The 21,422-nt window shown below is 62.8% G+C and carries 20 protein-coding genes; 7 read left to right on the forward strand and 13 right to left on the reverse strand.

Features of this window, described 5'->3' with window-relative positions; translation table 11 throughout:
- Complete coding sequence (locus HSEST_RS07565) at window positions 1–978, reverse strand: replication factor C small subunit (RefSeq protein ID WP_229120306.1); 978 nt, start codon at window positions 976–978, stop codon at window positions 1–3.
- Between the two features lie 116 nt (window positions 979–1,094).
- Here HSEST_RS07565 and samp2 point away from each other — a divergent pair, with 116 nt between their 5' ends.
- A complete protein-coding gene (gene samp2 / locus HSEST_RS07570) occupies window positions 1,095–1,295 on the forward strand; it encodes a ubiquitin-like small modifier protein SAMP2 (protein WP_229120307.1) in 201 nt (66 codons plus the stop codon).
- A 2-nt stretch (window positions 1,296–1,297) separates the two neighbouring features.
- The gene (locus HSEST_RS07575) at window positions 1,298–1,678 is read left to right on the forward strand and encodes a GNAT family N-acetyltransferase (protein WP_229120308.1); all 381 of its coding nucleotides are present in this window, start codon (window positions 1,298–1,300) and stop codon (window positions 1,676–1,678) included.
- On the opposite strand, the gene HSEST_RS07580 is transcribed toward HSEST_RS07575, so the two are convergent.
- From HSEST_RS07580 to HSEST_RS07590, 3 genes are all read right to left on the reverse strand, one after another.
- Window positions 1,675–3,048 carry a phosphoglucomutase/phosphomannomutase family protein gene (locus HSEST_RS07580; protein ID WP_229120309.1) on the reverse strand — a complete coding sequence of 458 codons (1,374 nt, stop codon included), beginning with the start codon at window positions 3,046–3,048 and terminating at the stop codon, window positions 1,675–1,677. The genes HSEST_RS07575 and HSEST_RS07580 overlap by 4 nt on opposite strands.
- A 97-nt stretch (window positions 3,049–3,145) precedes the next feature.
- Entirely contained in the window at window positions 3,146–3,766 is a 621-nt protein-coding gene (locus HSEST_RS07585) for a winged helix-turn-helix transcriptional regulator (RefSeq protein ID WP_229120310.1), read from the reverse strand.
- 79 nt (window positions 3,767–3,845) lie between these two features.
- Complete coding sequence (locus HSEST_RS07590; RefSeq protein ID WP_229120311.1) at window positions 3,846–4,421, reverse strand: GNAT family N-acetyltransferase; 576 nt, start codon at window positions 4,419–4,421, stop codon at window positions 3,846–3,848.
- Window positions 4,422–4,521: 100 nt separating this feature from the next.
- Between HSEST_RS07590 and HSEST_RS07595 the strand changes: the two genes are divergently transcribed.
- The 3 genes from HSEST_RS07595 to HSEST_RS07605 are packed head-to-tail and all read left to right on the forward strand — an operon-like array spanning window position 4,522 to window position 6,944.
- Entirely contained in the window at window positions 4,522–5,601 is a 1,080-nt protein-coding gene (locus HSEST_RS07595; RefSeq protein ID WP_229120312.1) for a metal-dependent hydrolase, read from the forward strand.
- Window positions 5,602–5,661: 60 nt separating this feature from the next.
- Window positions 5,662–6,282 (forward strand): hypothetical protein, encoded by a 621-nt coding sequence (locus tag HSEST_RS07600; protein WP_229120313.1) that lies wholly within the window; start codon window positions 5,662–5,664, stop codon window positions 6,280–6,282.
- The gene (locus HSEST_RS07605; protein WP_229120314.1) at window positions 6,279–6,944 is read left to right on the forward strand and encodes a hypothetical protein; all 666 of its coding nucleotides are present in this window, start codon (window positions 6,279–6,281) and stop codon (window positions 6,942–6,944) included. Before HSEST_RS07600 ends, HSEST_RS07605 begins: the two co-directional genes overlap by 4 nt.
- 10 nt (window positions 6,945–6,954) lie before the next feature.
- On the opposite strand, the gene HSEST_RS14650 is transcribed toward HSEST_RS07605, so the two are convergent.
- From HSEST_RS14650 to HSEST_RS07650, 9 genes are all read right to left on the reverse strand, one after another.
- On the reverse strand, window positions 6,955–7,473 hold the full coding sequence (locus HSEST_RS14650; protein ID WP_418886544.1) for an anthranilate synthase component II: 519 nt from the start codon (window positions 7,471–7,473) through the stop codon (window positions 6,955–6,957).
- Window positions 7,474–7,751: 278 nt separating this feature from the next.
- Window positions 7,752–9,263 (reverse strand): aminodeoxychorismate synthase, component I, encoded by a 1,512-nt coding sequence (pabB, locus tag HSEST_RS07615; RefSeq protein WP_229120316.1) that lies wholly within the window; start codon window positions 9,261–9,263, stop codon window positions 7,752–7,754.
- Window positions 9,264–9,344: 81 nt separating this feature from the next.
- Complete coding sequence (locus HSEST_RS07620; protein WP_229120317.1) at window positions 9,345–9,911, reverse strand: helix-hairpin-helix domain-containing protein; 567 nt, start codon at window positions 9,909–9,911, stop codon at window positions 9,345–9,347.
- 25 nt (window positions 9,912–9,936) lie between these two features.
- Window positions 9,937–10,728 carry a shikimate dehydrogenase gene (locus HSEST_RS07625; RefSeq protein WP_229120318.1) on the reverse strand — a complete coding sequence of 264 codons (792 nt, stop codon included), beginning with the start codon at window positions 10,726–10,728 and terminating at the stop codon, window positions 9,937–9,939.
- Window positions 10,729–10,827: 99 nt separating this feature from the next.
- The gene (locus tag HSEST_RS07630) at window positions 10,828–11,127 is read right to left on the reverse strand and encodes a hypothetical protein (RefSeq protein ID WP_229120319.1); all 300 of its coding nucleotides are present in this window, start codon (window positions 11,125–11,127) and stop codon (window positions 10,828–10,830) included.
- Between the two features lie 116 nt (window positions 11,128–11,243).
- On the reverse strand, window positions 11,244–12,455 hold the full coding sequence (gene sufD, locus HSEST_RS07635) for a Fe-S cluster assembly protein SufD (protein WP_229120320.1): 1,212 nt from the start codon (window positions 12,453–12,455) through the stop codon (window positions 11,244–11,246).
- Between the two features lie 17 nt (window positions 12,456–12,472).
- On the reverse strand, window positions 12,473–13,897 hold the full coding sequence (gene sufB / locus HSEST_RS07640; RefSeq protein ID WP_229120321.1) for a Fe-S cluster assembly protein SufB: 1,425 nt from the start codon (window positions 13,895–13,897) through the stop codon (window positions 12,473–12,475).
- A gap of 56 nt (window positions 13,898–13,953) precedes the next feature.
- Window positions 13,954–14,868, reverse strand: a complete 915-nt coding sequence (locus HSEST_RS07645) for an ABC transporter ATP-binding protein (protein ID WP_229120322.1) — start codon at window positions 14,866–14,868, stop codon at window positions 13,954–13,956.
- A 210-nt stretch (window positions 14,869–15,078) separates the two neighbouring features.
- Entirely contained in the window at window positions 15,079–20,358 is a 5,280-nt protein-coding gene (locus HSEST_RS07650) for a DNA polymerase domain-containing protein (protein WP_229120323.1), read from the reverse strand.
- A gap of 108 nt (window positions 20,359–20,466) precedes the next feature.
- Here HSEST_RS07650 and HSEST_RS07655 point away from each other — a divergent pair, with 108 nt between their 5' ends.
- Window positions 20,467–20,646 (forward strand): DUF7331 family protein, encoded by a 180-nt coding sequence (locus tag HSEST_RS07655; protein WP_229120324.1) that lies wholly within the window; start codon window positions 20,467–20,469, stop codon window positions 20,644–20,646.
- Between the two features lie 269 nt (window positions 20,647–20,915).
- Window positions 20,916–21,371: an OsmC family protein gene (locus tag HSEST_RS07660; protein ID WP_229120325.1), complete on the forward strand. Its 456-nt coding sequence runs from the start codon at window positions 20,916–20,918 to the stop codon at window positions 21,369–21,371.
- Window positions 21,372–21,422: the final 51 nt, after the last annotated feature.

The following is a 21,422-nucleotide window of genomic DNA, read 5'->3' on the forward strand; positions in this document are numbered from 1 at the left end:
TCACTCTTCCAGCGCCAGCGACGCCAGCAGCGCTTCGAGCTGAATCCGTTCGTTCGCCCCTTCAGTGATCCGATAATCGGCCTCGCCGACACGATCGAGGATCCGGACCGCGGCCTCGTCGCCGATGTCGAACTCCCAGACAGACCGGTGGATCTGATCGAGCACGTCCCCGCCGGCGATGCCCTGATCGGTCAACAGTCGATCGAGTTCCGAGCGCGCGGCGGTGAAATCCCCGTCCAGGGCCTGCTCGACCATCGCGGTGATCTCCTCCGGTCGGGCGGTCGAGGTGATCTCGAAGACGGCGTCCTCGTCGACGACCTTGCCGGTGACGGAAGCGGCCTGCAGACCGTTGATCGCCTTGCGCATATCCCCGCCGGCGACGTACACGAGCGCTTCGACGCCGTCGTCGGTCACTTCGATGCCCTCGGCCTCGGCGATCCGGTGAATTTGCTCTTCGATTGCCGCATCACCCAGCGGCGAGAACCGGAAGACAGCACAGCGGGACTGGATCGGATCGATAATCTGGCTGGAGTAGTTACACGAGAGGATGAACCGGACGTTGTTCGAGAACTGCTCCATCGTCCGGCGGAGCGCTGACTGTGCCTCGGACGTAAGTGCGTCGGCCTCGTCGAGGAATATGACCCGGTACTCGTACCCGCCAAAGGAAGTCCGGGCGAAGGACTTGACGCGGTCCCGGATGACGTCGATCCCGCGCTGGTCGGAAGCGTTCAACTCCAGAAAGTTGTCCTGCCAGTCCTCGCCGTACAGTTCGCGGGCGATAGCCATCGCGGAGGTAGTTTTACCCGTACCTGCAGGACCTGAAAATAACATGTGGCTCAGGTCGTTTCGGTCGACGTAACTTTGCAGCCGCTCGATGATGTCCTCGTGGCCGGCGACTTCCGAAAGAGTCTGGGGGCGATATTTCTCGATCCAGACCTCCTCCCGGCCCGCTCGCGACTGGGACTGGTCTTCGCTCATGACCGGGATGTGGCCCCGACTGGTGATAAACCCCGCGAGGACGACCCAGGGAGTCCTCGGTCCGAGTGACCGGAGGAGGACGACACGCTCATACTCGCTCGCGAGTACGTCACCGTATGCGCGTCACCGTCGACGTCGTCGGCGAGGGGACCCACGAAGTCGAACTCGGCGAGGACGACACCTACGTGGACCTGCTGGAGCCGCTGGAGTACGGTCGCCACGAGGTCTCGATCGTCGTTGAGGGCCAGCCTGTCCCCGAGGACCAGTCCGTCGAAGTCGATCACGTCCGGGTGCTCCGGCTCGTTCAGGGCGGTTAGCTATGGCCCGTGTGCGACCGGCGGAGCCGACGGAGATCGATACGATCCTCACGATGCTCGACGCTGCAGTCCTCGAAACCGACCGTGACGTGATTCGACAGAGCATCAGCGACGGGCGGACGCTCGTTGCCGTCGAAGACCACCGAATTCTCGGCACTATCGTCGCGCGTCCGGCAGATCCGGGTGTCCGTATCGACGCGATCGCCGTCCGCAAGCGCCGACAGAGCCAGGGAATCGGAACAGCCCTGGTCGAGACGCTGCTCGACGGTCATGGACGCGTCGTCGCCGACTTCGACGAGCGCGTGCGGCCGTTCTACGAGTCGCTGGGATTCGATATCCGCGAACGAAAATCAGGGCGCTTGCGTGGCGTCCGAACGGTCTAGACGAGCGGTTCGACCAGATCCCGGCCGGCGTCGAGCAGTTCTTCGACCCGTTCGGGGCTGTCGGCTTCGGCGTAGACCCGGAGTTTCGGCTCGGTGCCGCTGGGGCGGACGAGCAGCCAGTTGTCGTCCTCGAAGGTGATCTTGAACCCGTCGACGGTGTTGACGTCCGCGACCGTCGCACCGGCGACTTCCTCGGGAAGGGCGCCGTCGAGCTCTTCGAGAACGCTCTCCTTGCGCTCGTCGGGGCAGGCGACGCTGATGCGATCCTGGAAGACGTGTCCGTGTTCGTCGTGGATGGCAGCGATCCGGTCGTCGATCGGCTGCTCGGCCTCGGCGGCGGCCGCGAGCAGCGCGATCAGGACGCCGTCCTTGTTCCGGAGGTGGCTCGTGATACCGAACCCGCCCGACTCCTCGCCGCCCATGAGGGCGTCGTGGTCTTTCATCGCCTGGGCGACCCACTTGAACCCGACTGCGGTCTCGACGACTTCCTCGCCGTGTTCACGGGCGACCTTGTCGATGATACTCGACGTCGAGACCGTCCGGACGGCGGGCCCTGATCCGTTCTCGAGGAGGTATTCGTAGAGGACGGCGTACTGAAGGCTCGGGTCGAGGAATCCTTCCTCGGGGGTAACGACGCTGATCCGGTCGGCGTCGCCGTCGTTGGCGATCCCCAGGTCGGCCTCGCCCTCGGTGACCTCCTGGATGAGGTCGTGCAGGCGATCGGCCTCCGGCTCCGGGGATGTGCCGCCGAACTCCGGATCGAGCTCACAGCGAAGTTCGATCACGTCCGCGCCGGCCCGCTCCAGGAGATCGCCGGTCACGTCGCGGCCACTGCCGTGCATGGCGTCGTACGCGACGGTCAGTCCCGTGAGATCGGTGTCGACGAATTCCAGGGCGTGTTCGAGATACGGCTCGACGAGATCGGTCTCGGTAACGGCCCCGTATTCCGACTCCGGGACCGGATCGGGTTCGGCGAGCAACTCCACTAGTTGGTCGGTCACGTCGGGCAGCGCCGGTGCGCCTTCCCCGGGGATGAACTTGACCCCGTTGTAGTTCGGCGGATTGTGGCTTGCGGTGACCATCAGCGCGCCCGCCAGATCACGGTCGCGGACGGTCCAGCCGACGACTGGTGTCGGGCAGTCGCGGTCGCTCAACAGCACCTCGATGCCGTTGCCGGCCAGCGTCCGAGCGAGTTCCTCGGCGAACCCTCGCGAGCTGTCACGGGCGTCGTAGCCGACCGCGACGGGGCCGTCTTCGAGATACGTCGCAACTGCCTGTCCGACCATCCGAACGCGTGGTTTCGTGAACACGTCCAGCGTCGCTCGCCAGCCGTCGGTGCCGAACTCGATGGCGTCAGCGTCAGTTCCCATATCGCCGGCTCGGGTCCCCGCGAGCAAAAAGTTGCCCCATCGTGACTGTCATCGATCCGGACCACGTTGGCGGCTGAATCCTTCCGAATCGGACCAGCTACGGCTGCGGATCGTAACTGACGACCGATGCGGCGTCGCGAGCGAACGCCGTCGCGTCCGCGTCGAACGAGTCGGCGTATCGAACGAGCAACAGCAGCACTGTCTCCGGGTTCACGACCCGGTAGCCGTCCATTCGATCGAGAAGCCCAACTGTCTCGAGTTCGCTCGCGCGCTTGCTGATCGTCGGCCGGGAGACTCCGACGGCCTCTGCGAGGTCACCGCCGGTCGCATCGGGGTTTTCAAGAAGCGCGATCAGCATCCCGCGAGCGGTCTCACGCCTGAGATACGATAGCGCGGTCTTCTCGAAGGCGCCGAACCGATCCGCAGGGAAAAACCGTCGGTACTCCCCATCTTCGTGACTCTCGACTGTGCCGGTATCGATCAACTGCCGGAGATGGTGCTGTGTCTCGCCGGTCCCCAGTTGCAGATCGTCACGGACCTTCGAGAAGTGCGCGCCCGGTGTCGCCTCCAGATACCCGACGATGGCGTCACGAGCGTCCGAATCGCCATCCGTGGCTTCGGCCCCACCCGCGAAGCGAGCGATCGAGCCCGCGGTGCCGAGTGCTGCGAACCGTCGCAGCGTCGCCCGCTTGCTCTCGTCGACCCCCTTGTCGCTCATCGTAGTTCGGTAAGCGGTCCACGAATGAAATAACTTTGCCTACGCGTCGGCGTCCGGTTGTCAGGGTCGCTGCGCGACGCTAGCTGGTGTCGTATTTGTACGTCGCCTCGTCCGGGTCGATCCCGAAGTCCTCGGGGGATTCGGTCGGTTCCTCCTCCACGTCCGCATCAGCCGCCTTGAACGCCTCACGGCGGTCCGACGGTACCTGGAACTCATCGACCCGCAGCCGGGTCGGGACGGCGTCGGGCTGAATCGACTCGCGCTTTTCGGCCAGTCGATCCTGTAACTTCCCGGGGAGTGTCTCGGCGTCGACCGGTTCGAAACCGAACTGAGCCAGATACTCCGGCTGGTCAGTCAACGAGTAGACGACCGAAAAGTCCTCGTCGCTCGCTTTCTGGACCAGTCGCTCGATGACGTGTGCGCCGACGCCCTGGCCGCGCCACGCTCCGAGGACACCAATGCTTGTCAGTTCACAGATGGGGTCGTCGTCACCCTTGTGGATCCGGATTCGTCCGAACCCGGCTTTCTCGTTCGTCTCCTCGTCGATCGCGATGACGTAATCGCGCGATCGAAAGGCCGTCTCGTCCAGGCTCATCTCTTCGATCCGATCGAGCAGCCAGACTTCTTCGCGGTTCTTGGCGTCCCGGACGTACATATCTCTCCCTACACCACGGGCATCCAAAAAGGGTCGTGTCTGTGGGTGTGACCACACGTGGTCGCGAGAAACTTATACGCTCAGGCCACCTACCAACACCGTGTTCGTCGGACACGCACTGCTGGCGTTCGGCCTCGCGACGCTCGTCGCGGACTGGCGAGGCTGGTCGGCCCGTCGGGCGCTGACACTCGGTCTCGTTGCCGGTGCGTTCGCTGCTATTCCGGACGCTGACATGATATACACGGTCGTCGCCCTCGACGTCAGCCGGCTGAGCGCCGACACACTGCGCCAGCCGAGCGTCTTCTGGGACGCCAGTCGTGCCATCCACCGGTCGATTACGCATTCACTGCTCATCTCGCTCGCGGCTGGCCCCGCGTTCGGCGCCTGGGCTGCCGGTACGAGCACGTCTCGCGGGTGGCTCGCTGTTCGTGCGGTTGCGAGCGTCATCCTCCTGTCGCTGATCTGGGCGGCATGGGTCTACAGCGGTCTCGCCGGGGCGATCGTGGTTGGGACGTTCGTCGCCGCCGGACTGGTCATCGCCAGACTCGCCCGCACGCGGACGGATCTGTCTGGGCTGACGATCGCACTCGTCGCGACTGCCGGGCTGTTGTCCCATCCGTGGGGTGACCTGGTGACCGGCGATCCGCCGCGGCTGCTGTATCCGCTCGATCTGCACGTTTTCGAGCAGACGGTGTTGCTACACACCGATCCGACGGTCCACCTGCTCGGTGCGTTCGCACTCGAATTGGCCGTTATCTGGCTCGCGGCGCTCGCGATTGCACGCGTCTCCGGCCGGCCACTGAGGGCGCTGTTCGAACGCCGCGCCCTCATCGGAGCTGTATACGGGGTGGCCGCGATCGTTCTCACACCGCCGACGCTGGAGGTGTCGTATCACTTCGTGTTTACGATCCTGGGGCTCGGGCTACTCGTGGGCGTCTTTTCGATCACCGCGAACCCAGTGACCAGGCTCCTGAGACAGCAGTCTCGACTTCGCCGACACTCGCTCGCCCGTCAGGACGCTGGGTCGCTTCGGCGATCCTGGCTCACTCCCGTGTCGATAGACCTGGACCGGTTCCTCGAACGCTATCCGTCGCCGTTCGAAGCCGCGTTCGCCGCTCTCGGCGGCGTGACCGTTGCGTTGTGTAGCTACGGCGCGGTTTACGTACTCGTGGTCGGCTGATCGTCGAAGATCGACCGGGTCACACAGAATTTTAACAGTGGGCATGTACAGAACACATATATGGCTGCCTCCGAACTCGAAAAGCTGCTCTACGACAGCCGCCGCAACGCGATACTGGGGTGGCTGCTGGTCGTGGTGCTGGCCGGGACCGCCGTCGGCATCGTCGTCTCGACTGGGCCGCTGTGGTCCGTCTTCGCGCTTGGCGTCCTCGCGCTTGCCCTGCTTCCCCCGGTGGCGTATCGCTCACCGTACGTTATGCTCCCCTGGGAAGTGTTGCTGATGGCCGCGCTGCCGATCATCGGGATCGCGATCAGCGCGCCACGGCTGTCCGGACAGTCCACGGTGTACTTCGCGATGGCCGCAGTCGCTCTGGTCCTCGCCGTCGAGTTACAGTCGTTCACGTCGATCCGGTTTCCACCGTGGTTTGCGGTTGTACTCGTGGTCGTTGCAACCCTGGCCTCAGCCGCCCTGTGGGGGCTTCTACAGTGGGGATTCGACGTGTACGCTGGCACCAGCTACATTACGACGAACGACGACCTGATGTACGAGTGGCTCTATTCGGCCGTTGCAGGCGTTGTCGCGGGCGTAACGTTCACGCTGTACTTCAGATGGCGCCAGGACTCGGTCGAAACGATGTTGGAGGACATCGACGAACTGCAGCACAGAGGTGACCATCAATGAGCGGGCTGGGCTCACGGATTCGGCTGTCGGAACGCCGGCAAGCACAGTTGACCCGCCTGATGGAAGTGTCGCTCGTCGGATTGTTCTTCATCGGCGTCGAGCGAGGCAGCACTGGCATTATGGTCAACACGGGCGTGTCATTGCTGGTCGCTCGCATTCCGTCGATTCTCGAAAACGATCTCGAACTGCCGATGGATCCACGGATCACGCTGTGGATCACTAGTGCCGCGTTCCTGCACGCGCTCGGGACCGTCGGTATCCCGGGACAGAGTGCGAAATTCTACTCCGAGATTCCCTGGTGGGACCACATGACCCACGCCCTGTCAGCGTCGGTCGTGGCCGCTGCCGGCTACGCGACCGTGCGGGCGATAGACGAACACTCCGAGGACGTGTATCTCCCGTCGAAGTTCATCGCCGTTATCATCCTGCTGTTCGTGCTCGCCTTCGGCGTCCTCTGGGAGCTACTGGAGTTCGCGCTCGGCATCATGGGCGATTCCCTGGGGTCGACATCAGTCCTCACGCAGTACGGCGTCTACGATACGCTGTGGGACCTCGTCTACAACACCATCGGCGGGATTCTCGTCGCACTGTGGGGGGGAATCTACCTCACTGATCTCGCGGACGCGATCGGGCAGCGGTTCCTGTCGTCCGACGATTCCTGACCCCCGCTCATCACGCGTATTCCCGGAAAAACGACGCGAGCAGCTGCTTTCCATGATCCGTCAGGATGCTCTCGGGGTGGAACTGCACCCCGACGTGCGGTTGTGACTCGTGACGAACGGCCATGACGATCGAACGCTCGTCGTCGGTACGTGCTGTTTCTGCCAGGCAGCCCGGTAGTGCCGTTCGCTCGACGGCCAGGGAGTGATACCGGCCCACCTCGAACGCCGTTGGCAACCCCTCGAAGATCCCCCGTCCATCGTGTGTGATCGTCGACGGCTTGCCGTGGACGACATCTTGAGCGTGGCTGACTGGCGCACCGTGTGCCGCACACAGCGCCTGATGCCCGAGACAGACGCCCAGCGTCGGGATCGACAGCTGTTCGAAGATCGGCATCGAGACGCCGGCCTGCTCGGGCGTTCCCGGTCCCGGCGAGATGACAATCGCGTCAGGATCGAGTTTGCGGATCCCTTCGATATCGATAGCGTCGTTGCGCCGGACGATCACCTCGCCGTCACCGCCTTCTCGCAGGCTCCGCCCGCTCGAAGTGTCCGCGGAGCGAAGCTCCGCGCTACTCTCATTGTCCGAGGACTCGCTTCGCTCGTCCTCGCGGCTCGCGGGTCGTCCCTCCCCGCTTACTTTGTCCGAGGACTCGCTTCGCTCGTCCTCGCGGCTCGCGGGTCCTTCGTCACCGCTCGCTTTATTTGAGGACTCCCTGCGGTCGTCCTCACTCACAATCTCACCGACGTACTGGACGAGATTGTACGCGAACGAGTCGTAATTGTCGATCACCAGCACCGACGGCCCGCTCATCGCGACGCCTCCCCGTCGGTCTCGATGTCACTCTTCCCAACGGCGAAGTCCGTATCGCTCTCCAGGGCCACATCGACGGCGTTGATCAGCGCCCGCGCCTTGTCCAGCGTCTCCTGATACTCCTCCTGTGGGTCCGAGTCGTGAACGATCCCCGCACCGACTCGGAGATGGTACTGCTGACCGTATCGGACCAGCGTCCGGATGACGATGTTCAGCGTCGCCCGGTCGTCGAACCCGAAGATCCCGATCGATCCCGTGTACGGGCCGCGACGGGTCGATTCGACCTCGTCGATGATCGCCATCGTCCGGGGCTTGGGTGCGCCGGTGATCGTCCCGCCCGGAAACACTGCTTCGATCGCGTCCGCGAGCGTCTGTCCCGCTCGCAGACGACCCTCGACCAGCGACACGAGATGCATCACCTCGCTGTAGCGATCGACGCGCCGGTACTCGCTCACTTCGACGCTCCCGTACTCGCTGACCTTCCCGAGGTCGTTCCGTTCGAGGTCGACGAGCATCGCGTGTTCGGCCCGCTCTTTCTCGTCTGTGGTCAGTTCGGCTTCCAGCCGTTCGTCTGCTGCCGGCGTCTCACCGCGCGGGCGCGTGCCGGCGATCGGCTCCGTTTCGAGTCGGTTGCCGTCGCGATCTAACAGAAGTTCAGGACTCGCGCTGACGAGATCGACGCCAGGGAACTCAAGCAGTGCGGAGTACGGGGCCGGATTGACCGAGCGTAGCGCCTCGAAGACAGTGACTGGATGGGCCGCCGCCGGCGCAGTGAGTCGGTGTGAGACGTTCGCCTGGAAGGTGTCGCCCTCCCGGATGTGTTCTTTCACCCGGCGAACACGATCGGCAAAGGCCGTTCGACCGCAGTCGCTCTCGAAGGTCGCCCGGTCGCGCTCGACCGGCGGCGATCCGACCGTCGGATCGCCATCGAGGACCCCTTCAGCCAGATCGAGGGCCCGTTCGCGGCCGTGCGCGTATGCCTCGCCTGGGTCTGTGAACGCCCCTTCTGTGTCACCGACACGAGGACAGGCAGTCACGTGCAGCGTCGTCGGCTGCCCGCGCGGTTCACGCCAGGCGACCAGCCGATCGTAGACGCCCAGTTGCATCCGCGGTAAATCCCGATCACGCGTGGTCGACTCCGGGAGCGACTCGATCTCGCGGGCGATATCGTAGGAGAGCCAGCCGATCACACCACACGGATAGGGGACTTCGCAGTCCCCGCGTGCGAGTGACTGCTCGCCGACGGCCGAGTCGAGTGTCGCCAGTGCCTCGTCCCCGGGACTCGTTTCGACTATTCTGTCTGGCTCGACCCCGAAGTAGCCCCATCCTGATCGACCGCCGCTCGTCCCGAGATAGACACCGCCGCGACCGTCCCGTGCCCGGCGATAGGCTTCGAACGGATCGGCGACTTCGACTGTGACCTCGACCGGGACGCGTGCCCCGTCCGGGCTAGCCGTCGCTGTCTCCCGAAAGGATGCACGGCCGGTCACGACTCGCGGGTCACTCATTGACTCCTCAGAGCACCGACGGCGGCTTGTAGGTTACGAGAGTGGCAACGCTGGCCAGAACAGTTCCGTGTCGGTCGTGGGTCAGCGGCCGCGGTGTTTCGCCCGCTCGATCCAGGTCTCCAGGCGCTTCTCGGAGATATCGGTCTCCTCCGCGAGCGTTTCGGCGTCCCTGCCAGCCAGGTCCGCCACTGTCTCGACGCCGGCGTCGGCCAGACGGTCCGCGTAGGTCGATCCGATCCCCTTGATCACGTCTGTCGACTCGTCGGTGCCGGGGTCCGCCTCCGTCGTCGCCTGCTCGGCACTCGTGTCGCTTTCCCCGTCCGTATCGGGTTCGTCGTCTGTGTCCTCCGATGTCGCCGCCTCCGCGTCGGATTCGAGACTGTCATCGTCCCCGTCGGTCCCTTCGTCCAGCGTGGCGGTTGCCCCCGACTCGGACGCGCTCTCGCTGTCGGATTCCGTGTCGGTCCCTTTGACGGCGTCTTCGGACTCCGTCGAGGGTTCCCGTTCGACGGTGACCGTCGTTTCGTCCGATCCCGTTTCGCCACCGGTCCGTGTGTCCTGTGGCGAGCGTCGCTCCGACTGCTGGTCTCGGGATCCGTCGATCCCGATTGCCTCTTTGATTCGATCGAGTACGTCCGACAATCCCATATCCGCGTGTTCGACCTGGGGTTACTTAAAGCCGGCCGCGAAGCGCCGCGTTCATCGCCTCGACCGGGGCGTCCTGTCCGGTCCAGCGCTCGAAGGCCTCGACGCCCTGATACAGCAGCATCCACGCTCCATCGACGGTCGTCGCGCCGGCGGCTGCTGCGTCGCTGAGCAGTCGGGTCTCGATCGGCGAGTACACCGCATCGAGGACAGTCAAATCCGCGTGCAGCGCCTCTGCCGGGACCGGCGACTGATCCTCGTCCATTCCGACGCTCGTCGCGTTGACCAACACGTTCGCGTCCTTGAGGAGTGTCGACAGCTCGTCGAGACCGTGACCGTCAGCACCGGGGACGTCTGCCGCCAGCTCGTGAGCGCGTTCGACGGTCCGGTTGGCGATCCGGACACGCATACCGGCATCGGCCAGCCCGAACGCCACGGCTCGGCCCGCGCCGCCGGCCCCAACGACGACCGCCGTCCCCTCAAGTGTCACCCCGTGCTCCCGAAGTGCGCGTACGGCGCCGACAGCGTCAGTGTTGTGGCCGACCGGTCCGCTATCGGTGAATTCGACGGTGTTGACCGCACCGATCCGCGTCGCGAGGTCGTCCGGTTCGACAGCGTCCAGCGCGTCCTGCTTGAACGGAATCGTCACGTTGAGCCCGACAACACCGAGCGTCGAGGCGGCGTCGATCGCCGGAGCCGCCGCGTCCGGCTCGAAAGTGACGTATCTGGCGTCGATACCGAGTTCGTCGTATGCCGCCTCGTGCATCGGCGGCGACAGCGAATGCTCGACCGGGTTTCCGATCAGTCCGAAGACGTCCATATTCGGGTCTTGCAGGCAGTCCGGTTAAGCGTTTCATCGCAGATCCAGACTGCAATCACCGGAGAGCCACAGCGACCGTCCGCATACTGGTGGCTACGGTCAGACCAGCCACGTCGTGACTACGAGTGTGATCCCAATGGTGGCCCACCCGATCCCGGTAACGAACAGCGCCGACGGCAAGTGCCGGACCAATCGTCGTTCCTCGTGCCACTGCTCGACTGGTATGGTGAACGCGTCCTCGCGGAACCACCAAATTGCGGCGAGCGCGGCCAGTGGTAGCCCGAAGGCGACCCAAAACAACGCGAACAAGCCGAACTCCAGGGTCCCGAAACACCCATACGCCAGCCAGCCGACCGCGTTCCCAGCCATACCGATGGCACTCTTCTGCCGAGCGTCCATACGTCCCAAACCGACACGCCATTGCATACCGTTTCTGGAATACGGTCAACAGACGATATCGACCAGCGGCTATGAAAAAGTCGCTCGTGAGCGTCCGAACAGAGAGGGCGACTCGACTACTGGTGTAGCCGTTCGACGACGAGTTCGTCCAGGTCCTCACGGAGCTCGTCGACCGCGATCTCCTCCATGACGGGCACGAAGAAGCCCTCGACGAGCATGTTCGTCGCACGCTCCTCGTCGACGCCCCGGCTGGTCATGTAGAACAGGTCCTGTGCGTCGACCTGTCCGACCGTCGCGGAGTGGCTGGCTTCGGTGTCGTGGTTGTTGATGATGAGCTTGGGCGAGGCGTCGGCCTCGCTGTCGTCGCTCAGCATCAGGGTGTTCTCGCGCTGGTAGGAGGAGGTGTCCCAGGCGTCGCGGCCGACGTCCTGGACACCTTCGTAGACCGAACGGGCCTCGTCGTCCAGCACGCCCCGTGTGACGAGGTCGGCGATAGTGTGCTCGGCCTCGTGCCAGACACGGCTCGCGATGTCGAAGTGCTGGTCGTCGTGGCCGAAGAACGCGCCGACGATCTTCGATTCCGACGAATCGCCGAGCAGCCGGGTTTCGACGCTGGATTTGGTCAGCCGGGAACCGATGTTGCCCTCGATCCAGTTGACTGTGGCGTACTGGGCGGCGTGGCCGCGCTTGACCGAGAAGTTGTACGCCTCCTCGGTGAGGTTCTGCAGTGCGCCGTACTGGACGTGGGCGTTCTCGGCGGCGTCGATCTCGACGATCCCGGAGTAGTACTGTTTGCCGTCTGTCTCAGTGCCGGTCGTCTGCCGTTCGAGGATCGTCACCGACGACGATTCCTCGGCGATGACCAGCGTGTAGTTGAACAGCGACTGGCTGTGCATCCGTGTCCGGATCTTCACGTCTTCAGCGTCGACACCCTCGGGGACGTAGACGACCGTCCCGGCGCTGAAGAGGGCAGTCGACAGCGCCGTCAGATAGTCCCGCTGGGGATCGACGACGCTACCGAACGTCTCCTCGATCAGGTCGCCGTGTTCGGCGAGTGCCTCGGACCACTCGAGGACGTCGACGCCCTCGGCCTCGATCCGGTCTTTCTCCTGGGCCCGGTCGAGCGGGTCGACGATCCGTTCGTATTCGAGCGCGTCGAGGTTCGTCCAGTCCCGGCCCGGCGTCCGGATGACGCTGGGCATCTCCAGTTCGTCAAGCGCCTTGAGTGCGTCCAGCCGCGTCTCTAGGAGCCACTCGGGCTCGTCGAGGTCGTCGCTGATCGTCCGTACCTGTTCCGCTGTAAGGTTTGCGTGTACCTGCGTACTCATGTGATATGCACCGGGGATTACCCGAGCGAACCCTCCATCTCCAGTTCGATGAGACGGTTCAGTTCGACCGCGTATTCGATGGGCAGTTCCTCGGTGATCGGCTCGATGAAGCCGGCGACGATCATCTGCTTTGCGTCGTCGTCGTCCAGCCCGCGAGACTGGAGGTAGAAGACGTCCTCGTCGCCGATCTTGCCGACCGTCGCCTCGTGGGCGACGTCGACTTTGCTCTCCTGGATCTCCATGTACGGCATCGTGTCGCTGGTCGACTCGTTGTCGAACATCAGCGCGTCGCACTCGACGTTCGTCTTGGAGTTCTCGGCGCCGTCGGAGATGTGGACCAGCCCGCGGTAGTTCGTACGACCGCCGTCCTTGCTGATAGACTTCGACTCGATAGTCGAGGAGGTGTTAGGCGCGTTGTGATAGACTTTCGCGCCGGTGTCGATGTTCTGCCCGTCGCCAGCGAAGGCGATGGTGATGTGGTTGTCCGTCGCACCCGGACCCTTGAGGATCGTCGCCGGGTACAGCATCGTGGCCTTCGATCCCATGGAGCCGGAGACCCACTCCATCGTCCCGTCAGCCTCGACGATCGCGCGCTTGGTGTTGAGGTTGTAGGTGTTCTTCGACCAGTTCTGGACGGTCGAGTACTGGACGTGTGCGCCCTCGCCGACGAACACCTCGACCCCGCCGCTGTGGAGGTTGATAGCGGAGTACTGCGGTGCCGAACAGCCCTCGATGTAGTGGACTTCGGCGTTGTCCTCGGCGATAATGAGCGTATGCTCGAACTGCCCCATCCCCTCGGAGTTCATCCGGAAGTACGCCTGAACGGGCATCTCGACGGTGGTGTCCTCGGGCACGTAGACGAAGCTCCCGCCGGACCAGACCGCCCCGTGAAGGGCGGCGAACTTGTTGTCGCTCGGGGGCACGCACTTCGTCATGAAGTGCTCTTTGACGAGTTCGGGGTGCTCCTGGACGGCCTTGTCCATGTCCATGAAGATGACGCCCTTCTCCTCCCAGCGCTCCTGCATGTTCTGGTAGACGATTTCGGACTCGTACTGGGCGCCAACGCCCGAGAGGGCGTTCTTCTCGGCTTCCGGGATCCCAAGTTTGTCGAAGGTGTCCTGGATCTCGTCGGGGAGGTCCTCCCAGGATTCCGCGCCGCCCCGGGTCTCGATATCGGGTCGGATGTAGGGGACGATCTCCTCGATCTTGACTTCGCTCAGGTCCGGCTGGCCGGGCCAGTCGGTCGGCATCGGCATCTGCTGGAACTGTTCGAGCGCCCGGAGGCGGCGTTCGAGCATCCATTCGGGTTCGTCCTTGTCCTCGGAGATGACGCGGACGGTCTCTTCCGTGAGGCCCTTCTCGGTCTCGAAGGCGGAGCTCTCCTCCTTCTTGAACTCGAAGCGAGCCTCGGTGTCGGTGTCTTTGAGGTCGTCTGAACTCATGTTGTGTATGTTTGTTGTTTTTCCTTGCGGTAAGGGCTTTCTCTAGGTAGTACTGGTTACGCCGCGTTGTAGACTTCCTCGCGGACCCAGTCGTAGCCCTTGTCCTCGAGCTTCTCGGCCAGTTCGGGGCCGCCACTCATCGCGATCTCGCCGTCGAGCATCACGTGGACGTGATCGGGCTCGACGTAGTCGAGGATCCGCTGGTAGTGAGTGATCTGCAGGATGCCCGCGCCCTGTTCGTCACGCAGCGCGTTGATCCCTTTCGAGACGTCCTGGAGACGGTCGATGTCGAGTCCGGAGTCGATCTCGTCGAGCACGGCGATCGACGGCTCCAGAATGGCGGCCTGCAGGACCTCGTTTTGCTTTTTCTCCCCGCCCGAGAAGCCGGCGTTGAGATAGCGGTTGGCGAACTTCTCGTCCATGTCCAACTGCTCCATCTTCTCCTGGAGGAGCTGCTGGAACTCCGCGACACCGATCTCGCCCTCGTCAGCGGGGCCTTCCATCGGCGAAGTCTCGTATCCGGCGTCCTCTTCCTCGTCCTCGGTGGCGTCCTCGTCGTCCTCGAACAGCTCCTCGCGCTCTTCGAGCTTGGCGTTGAGCGCCGTCCGAAGGAAGTTCACCATCGTCACACCCTCGATCTCGGCGGGATACTGGAACCCGAGGAAGACGCCGAGCGCGGCGCGCTCGTTGGGTTCCAGATCGAGCAGGTTCCAGGTGCGCATGTCCTCGGGGATCTCGAAGTCCTCGCCGAACTCGTCGTCTTCGAGGTGAATGAGCACCTCACCATCGGTCACCTCGTAGGCGGGATGGCCGGCGATGATCTTCGCTGTCGTGGACTTCCCACTCCCGTTCGGCCCCATCAGCGCGTGGATCTCTCCCGATTCGACTGTGAGATCGACCCCTTCGAGGATCGTCTCGCCGCCGTCTTCCGCGACTTCTGCGTGGAGGTTCGAAATCTCGAGTACTGCCATGTTCTAGGTCAACCGAAAGTGCGTTCGTCGGCCCCATAACCCTTTCGCATTCATGGGGAATCAGTTTCCGTAACCGAAAAATTGTTTTGCGTCTCGCAACCCGGATCAGGCCACGATTTCTGCTTTACCACGAACGGAGGGGCGTTCTCCTCGCACGTTCGATAATCGCTGCGGCGAGTTACAGCGGTAGCGAGGCGAAAGCCCACCCGTTCACATGAACTGGCCCAACCCGGTCTGTTCCTGACCGGTCTTGACCTCGTCCCAGGAGATGCCCAGCGCCTCGATAACTCGGGAGATCGGTCCCTTGAGCGTCTTCTCCAGCATCTTCTCCCAGTCGACCTCGAACTCCTCGGGAATTTGCTCGTCGTACTCGAAGCAGATCACGTCCGGATCCCGTTTGAACTCCCCGTAAAGGGGGTTCTCGGCGGGATCGAGCCCCATCTCCGCTTCGACGCGCTCGAAGAAGTCCGGATGGACCTTCTTCAAATACAGTCGCTTGGGCTTGCTCCCGCGCTGGAAGTTCGTACCCAGCAGGAGGTTGGCGTACTTCGCGCCGCGGACCTGGGCGGTGTCGGTGTCGTAGTTGTCCAGCCGCTTGCCGATGCCGCCGGGGATAGCGACCCGCTCGTAGTCCATATTACCTTCCAGGAAATCCTCGATGACCTCGTTGAGATAGTCGCTCACCCCGTCGATGTCACCTTCCTTGACGATCATCTCGATGACCTCGAGCTGGATCTCTTTGGTGATCGCCGCGATATCCGAGCGCTGGTACTCGAAGCCGGTGATGTCGACGTCGTCGACTTCCTTGCCTTCCTTCCAGACGATGTGACCGGCGTAGCGCTTCTTCTTGCCAGCCTGGAAGAACCGGCGGTAGAGCTTCTCGAACTCGATCTTGAAACGGTGTTCCTCGGCGTTCAACTGCTCGCGGGCGAATTCGTCGTAGGATGCGTTGATCGCCTCCTCGATGTCGAAGCTCCGGTCGATGGACTCTTCTACCGTCGTATCACTCCCCAAACTTATCATAACTGAGTCGGTGTTATGCAGGACGACACCACCCACTCCGTCGACGAAATTGTCGTTGTTCGCGACGCTGAGATCGTACACGTAACCGTCGTGTTCCTGTTCTTTGAGGACTGGGTCGCGCCCGGAACGGTAGAACTGACACGTTCGGATGGTGTAGCTGTCCTTCTCGTCGCGGTACTTGAGTGAGTGTTTCTTGCCTCGCTGTGTGAGCAGCATCGAAAGCCCGGCCGCGAGTGCCCGACTCGTCGTCTCGTAATCGAAGTTCTCAGTCGCGTACTCCTCGGAGTATCGCGGGAACTCTCTGGACCCGTCACCTTCGACGAGGATATCGAGAAACAGCTGCTGCTCGTCCTCGGGAAAATGATAGATGAATGATGGAATCCGCTTCCCACGGGAGGTCTGTCCGGCGAACTCGCGGAAGAGTACCGCCGCGAGTTCGTTCATCATCTGGAGTTTCTTCGTCCGATCGTCGTACGTCGTCGTGTGCGTCTCATCGCTCGTCTCGTACTCCGCAGTGCGCTCGTCTCGGGAATCACTATCGACGATACTCGCAGTAGTGTTGTCGAACAACTGGTGATAGTCGCTTTGCAATTGCTCGAGCCACTCGCGCCGGGATTCAGCGATACTCGCTCCGAACCGACTATCCGTCGTTTCGATCGTCGAAGCACTCCCCTCGGCGATGTACGCCGCAAGCAGTCGAATCAGTGATCGACCGTCTTCGCTGTCGATATCGATATACCGCTTGACCGTGACTGTCTTCTCCTGGTCCCGCTGGTGCTCGTGACCGAACCAGACACGTTCGTCGTCTGCGTGCACGCGCTTCGTTTTGGTCGTTGCCTCGTCCTGCCCGACGCTCCGGCCGTCTTCGTACGTCCGTGTGTAGCCGTCGAGTACTTCGTACACGTCGATTGTCTCGACAGTATCGACTGATGGAAGACCGGGGATCCGAAGCGGCTCTTCGACATCGGCCGGCACAGCTTCGACGAACTCGTCGCCGTCTTCGACGACATAAGAGTGGTCGCGTGTCGTCGTCGACTCCCCGAACTTGTGCTGTAGGTTGACGACCGCGTCGTTTGTCTCGTGACGGATCGCCTGTTCGATCGGTTGCCACTCCGGCTCGCCCGCAGCACTCAGGGACAGCGCTTCCCATCCGTCGAGTGCACGACGATCCTTTCCGGGTTCGATCGCAGCGACGTCACCGCCGTCGGCCGTGATACGGACTTCTTGGTCAGTGGACTGTTCGCCGCGCTCGAAGAGGTCCTCAATCGGGAGAATCCGGACTCGCCCGTCTGGATCCAGAACGACCACGGGACGATCACCGGTCACGCTATCTCCGTAGGCGACTTCGTATCCGAGATCCTCAACAGCATCTTCAGTGTGGTCGATGACTGACCGGCCGGTGGCCGTCACGGCGGCGGCGTTGTCCTTGTCGTACAGACGGAAGCGGTCCCACCCCGAAACGCCGTACAATGACTGCCCGACCCACTGGAATTTGCCGTTTCGACCTGCGAGGACGGTATGATTATCCTCGACAGTGACGCTGTACACACCGTTTTCTGCCTCGCTACGCGTGCCGCTTCGATGCATCCGGAGCGTGTTCTTCGAATCCTCAGTCACGTAGATCCGGTAGGTACCGCTGTCCTCGTTGTAACTCGCAGTGAGGCCGAGGTGGGCACACAACCGGAGTACGTCGTCCCGCAATTGCCTACTCGCTGTGCTGTATCGCCAGGAATTGACCTGCCAGTCACCGTCGCCAGCGATGAGCGTCTCGAGGAAGCGCCGCTTCTGGTCGCGACTCGCCTCGAACACAAACTCCGGGATCCGCTTGCTGAAACTATCTTCGCCAGCGATGTCCTCTAGGAGATTTCCGAGGAGCCGTGACGTGAACTGATACCCGTTCTCGCCAGCATAGTAGTCAAAGCCCATCCGATCGAGTAGTTCCCCGATCGCCGCGTGAGTGTCTCGGCCTCTGTCGTCTCCCCCGTCAGCGATCGCCTGTGCGTCCTGTGCAATCGAGACCGTCGTCGCGGAGCCACGGAATTTCTCGCCGAACTGCTTGTCTTCGGACGTGTAGACTGACCCTTCAGTAATATACCACGCAAGCAGTTCGAGGAAGTCGTCACCGTCGTACTGGCGCGGGATCCACTTACGGTTGGCCGCTGTGTGGACGTAGAACGTCGAACACGCGTCCGCAAGGTACGCACGGTGTTCTTCGAACTCGTCGGCGTCGAAGACGTATCCGGTTGTCTCCGCATCGGCCTTTTGGACCTTGTCCGGATAGTAGCCAATCTCGGCGGCCAGCGTGTGCCCGTGCACGTCGTTGTCCGCCCAGACCTCGTACTCGCCGTCGTAGAGGTCCGTGAGATCGACGGTCTCGATCCGTTCGCCTGCTGGCCCCGTCCAGTCGTGGGGTAACTGGTAGTTCGTCGCCCGATCGAGTTCTCCGGCTTCGACGAAGCGGTAGTCGTCCCCGTCCCAGGAAATGCCGTTTGTCTCTGCCTTCCGGACGAGCATCCGGTGGTTCGGCGTAACGCTGAAGTCGATCTTGTCAGTCTCGATGTCGACCAGTTCACCGTCGTAATCTGGATATTCCCACGTTTCGGTAACGGACTTGACCTCCATCCGTAGCGTGTCCGGGTCGATCGAGTACACGTCATCGCCCACATCCAGGTCTCGTATGTTCCGAACGCCGTCCGGAGTTACCACCTCCGTGTCCGGCGTGAAGCAATTCATAACTACTTTGACACTTCCTTGTTGCCGGTCGTACTGTTCGTACTCTGGAGTGCCTGGCTCGTGCTTATTCCGGAGTTCCTTTTTTTCTTCGCGTTCTGATAGGAGTTCGGTGACCATCTCGCGGATGATCCCATCAGGCTCCGTCTGGAAGTGTTGACCGTTGGGCGCGACGAAGGTGTCACCGTCGTAGTCGTCGGGATCGACCTTCGTCTCCGGGGAGGCGTTGATCGTCACCATACACATCGGATAGAGACTCTTCAGGTCCAGTACCGAGACCATCTCCTTGACCCCGGTGATCGGATCGAAGACCGCGCCGCCCTCGAACTCCTCGCCGGACTCGACAGTCCCCTTCGAGGGCAGGGCAAACCGGCCGTGGGCCTTGTGCAGAACGTATAGGTCGACTGCGTCGCCAGGCGTGGGCGCGTCCTCGAGCCGGCACCCGACGAAGGAGGCGATCTCCTCGAAGAAAGCGATTATCTCCTGTTTGCGGTCCAGTTCCACGCAGAGTTCGACGTCTCGGAGGTTGTACTCCAGCAACCGCTCGGGATCGTCCTCCCAGAGGTCGCCGATGTCGCCGGTGTAGGTCTCTTTGCCGGCGCCGAGTTCCTCCTCACCGACCGCCTCGAGTCGGTAGGACTCGAGTTCGGTAAACTGTGTGCGCTTGTACGCCCGCAGGAGATCGAAGACCACCCGGCCTTTGATGTCCGGCCCCTGCCAGTCGCTGCGCCAGACTTCGTTCACGCGCGAGAGCCGATCGATGTCCAGATTGTAGTCGGTCGTCGGGTCCACAGCGTCGAGTCGGTCAAGGAGGTACGGCGCGTCGAAATCGGCGAAGTTCCAGCCCGTCAGAATGTCCGGGTCGGTGTCCTCCATGTAGGAGACGAACGCGTCGAGCATCGCTGGCTCCTCGTCGAAGACCCGGATATCCGCGTCGAGGTCGTCGTCTTCCAGTGGCTCGTAGCCGTCCAGTCGGTCCGGCACTTCGACACCTTCGCCGGCGTCGTACAGCCAGAGGATGTACTCGTCGCGGTAGGAGTCGTGACTGGCGATACAGATGATCGGTTCCTCTCCTTCCTCGGGAAACCCCGAGCGGTCGTCGACCTCGATGTCGAACGTCGAGACGCGCGGCTCGGCATCGAGGTCGACGGCTTCGATTTCCTCGTGTGGGACGCGGATCCGATGGGCGTTCGCGTGCTCCTCGCGACGATCGGGGACGCGGACGCCACTCGTGATGTCCTTGTCGATCAGGAGCCGATCTGGGAAGAGGATGTCCGCCTCGTAGTGGTCGAACTCGTCGCGGATCTGCCCGACATCTCGTGGTGTCTGTCCAAAGATCCTCGTCAGTGTTTCGCCACGGATCGACTCGTAGCCGGTCTCCCAGCCGGTGATACGATCCCGGGATCGCAGATCGTCGAAATCCAGATTCGCGGTTGGCGCGTAGAAGTACGGCTTGAACTCGTAGACTTCCACGTGGATCAGTTCGCGATCGCCCGGCGTCCGACCGAACACGTGTACCACGGGATACTCGTCGTCACCGGACCCCTCGACCGTGTAATCGACCTGTGTGACCGAGAGTTCGACGGTTCCCTCGGCGTCGGGATACCGGAACTCCTCGGCGTCCACGACGTCGGCAGCGGTGCTCTCCGCGCCAGCGACCGCTGCCGCTTCGTCCTCGGGCCGGCCCGTTCCGCCCTCGCCGAACGCCGCCAGGCCCGTCTGCTCGCCCTCACTCATGTTGTTCCCATTTTGGCAGGGCCCCTAAAAACACCCGCGGTCGGGCCGGCAATCCCTGACGCATGGACAAGGCTTTTGGTATGGCGTCTCATACCAGCGTCTGAAGTCATGTCGAACCGCGTCAACGCAGCAGGAGAGTCGGATCGTGCGGCAACCCCCGAGACGATGACCGGCGCGGAGACAATCGAAGCCTACGAGGACAGCGGCACCGTAGTGTTTTACGACGCGGAGAACCCACTCGCCTGGGTCGAATCGGATTCGGCGGTCGCGCTAGAGGACGCCATCTGATACTGAGGGCGATACGTTCCTGAAGCTATTCGGCACGTCGTCGTGCCGACATTTCGAAAGGGTGTAGCCACCAGTACGGGAAGAAACGAGCGTCGTCTGTGGATCACAATTCTTGCCGAAACGAGCGAGCGCGTTTTTCGGCACCGTTCGGGTTCAACGGCGTCTATGAGTCCTGCACTGTGAGAAAGGCCCGCGAGCGGCGTCACAGGAAACGGTGGATCCAGCCACTAGCAGTCGCCTGAATATGACGGGGCCCGTCGACCGATACGATGAGCGAAGCAGACCACATCGAACAGTTCGCGGTTTCGGCCGCGAGTGAGAGCGAAACGAAAACCGTCGTCGAGGCGCGCGAATTCGAGTTCGTCGTCGACGAGCCCACCGAACTCGGGGGGACGAACGACGGTCCGAATCCCGTGGAGTACCTCATCGGGGCGTGGGCGGGCTGTCTCAACGTCGTCGTGCACACCGTCGGCGAGGAGCGCGGGATCGAGATCGGTGACGTCGAGATCGGGATCGAGGGCGACCTCGACCCCAGAAAGTTCCTCGGTGTTACCGACGACGGGAGAGCCGGATACCGGGAATTGCGAGTCGACGTCGAAATCGAGTCCGACGCGGATCAAGGGGCCCTGGATGCGTTCGCTGCGGCCGTCGAAGCGCGCTGTCCCGTCGGTGACAACATCGCGAACCCGACGCCGACCGAGGTCACGGTCGACGCCTCCGCGTAGGGACAGGGGCCGACAGAGAGCGCGCGAGTGCCGTCGAACGAACGTGCTGAC

Source organism: Halapricum desulfuricans, from assembly GCF_017094465.1.
Taxonomy (GTDB): Archaea; Halobacteriota; Halobacteria; order Halobacteriales; family Haloarculaceae; genus Halapricum.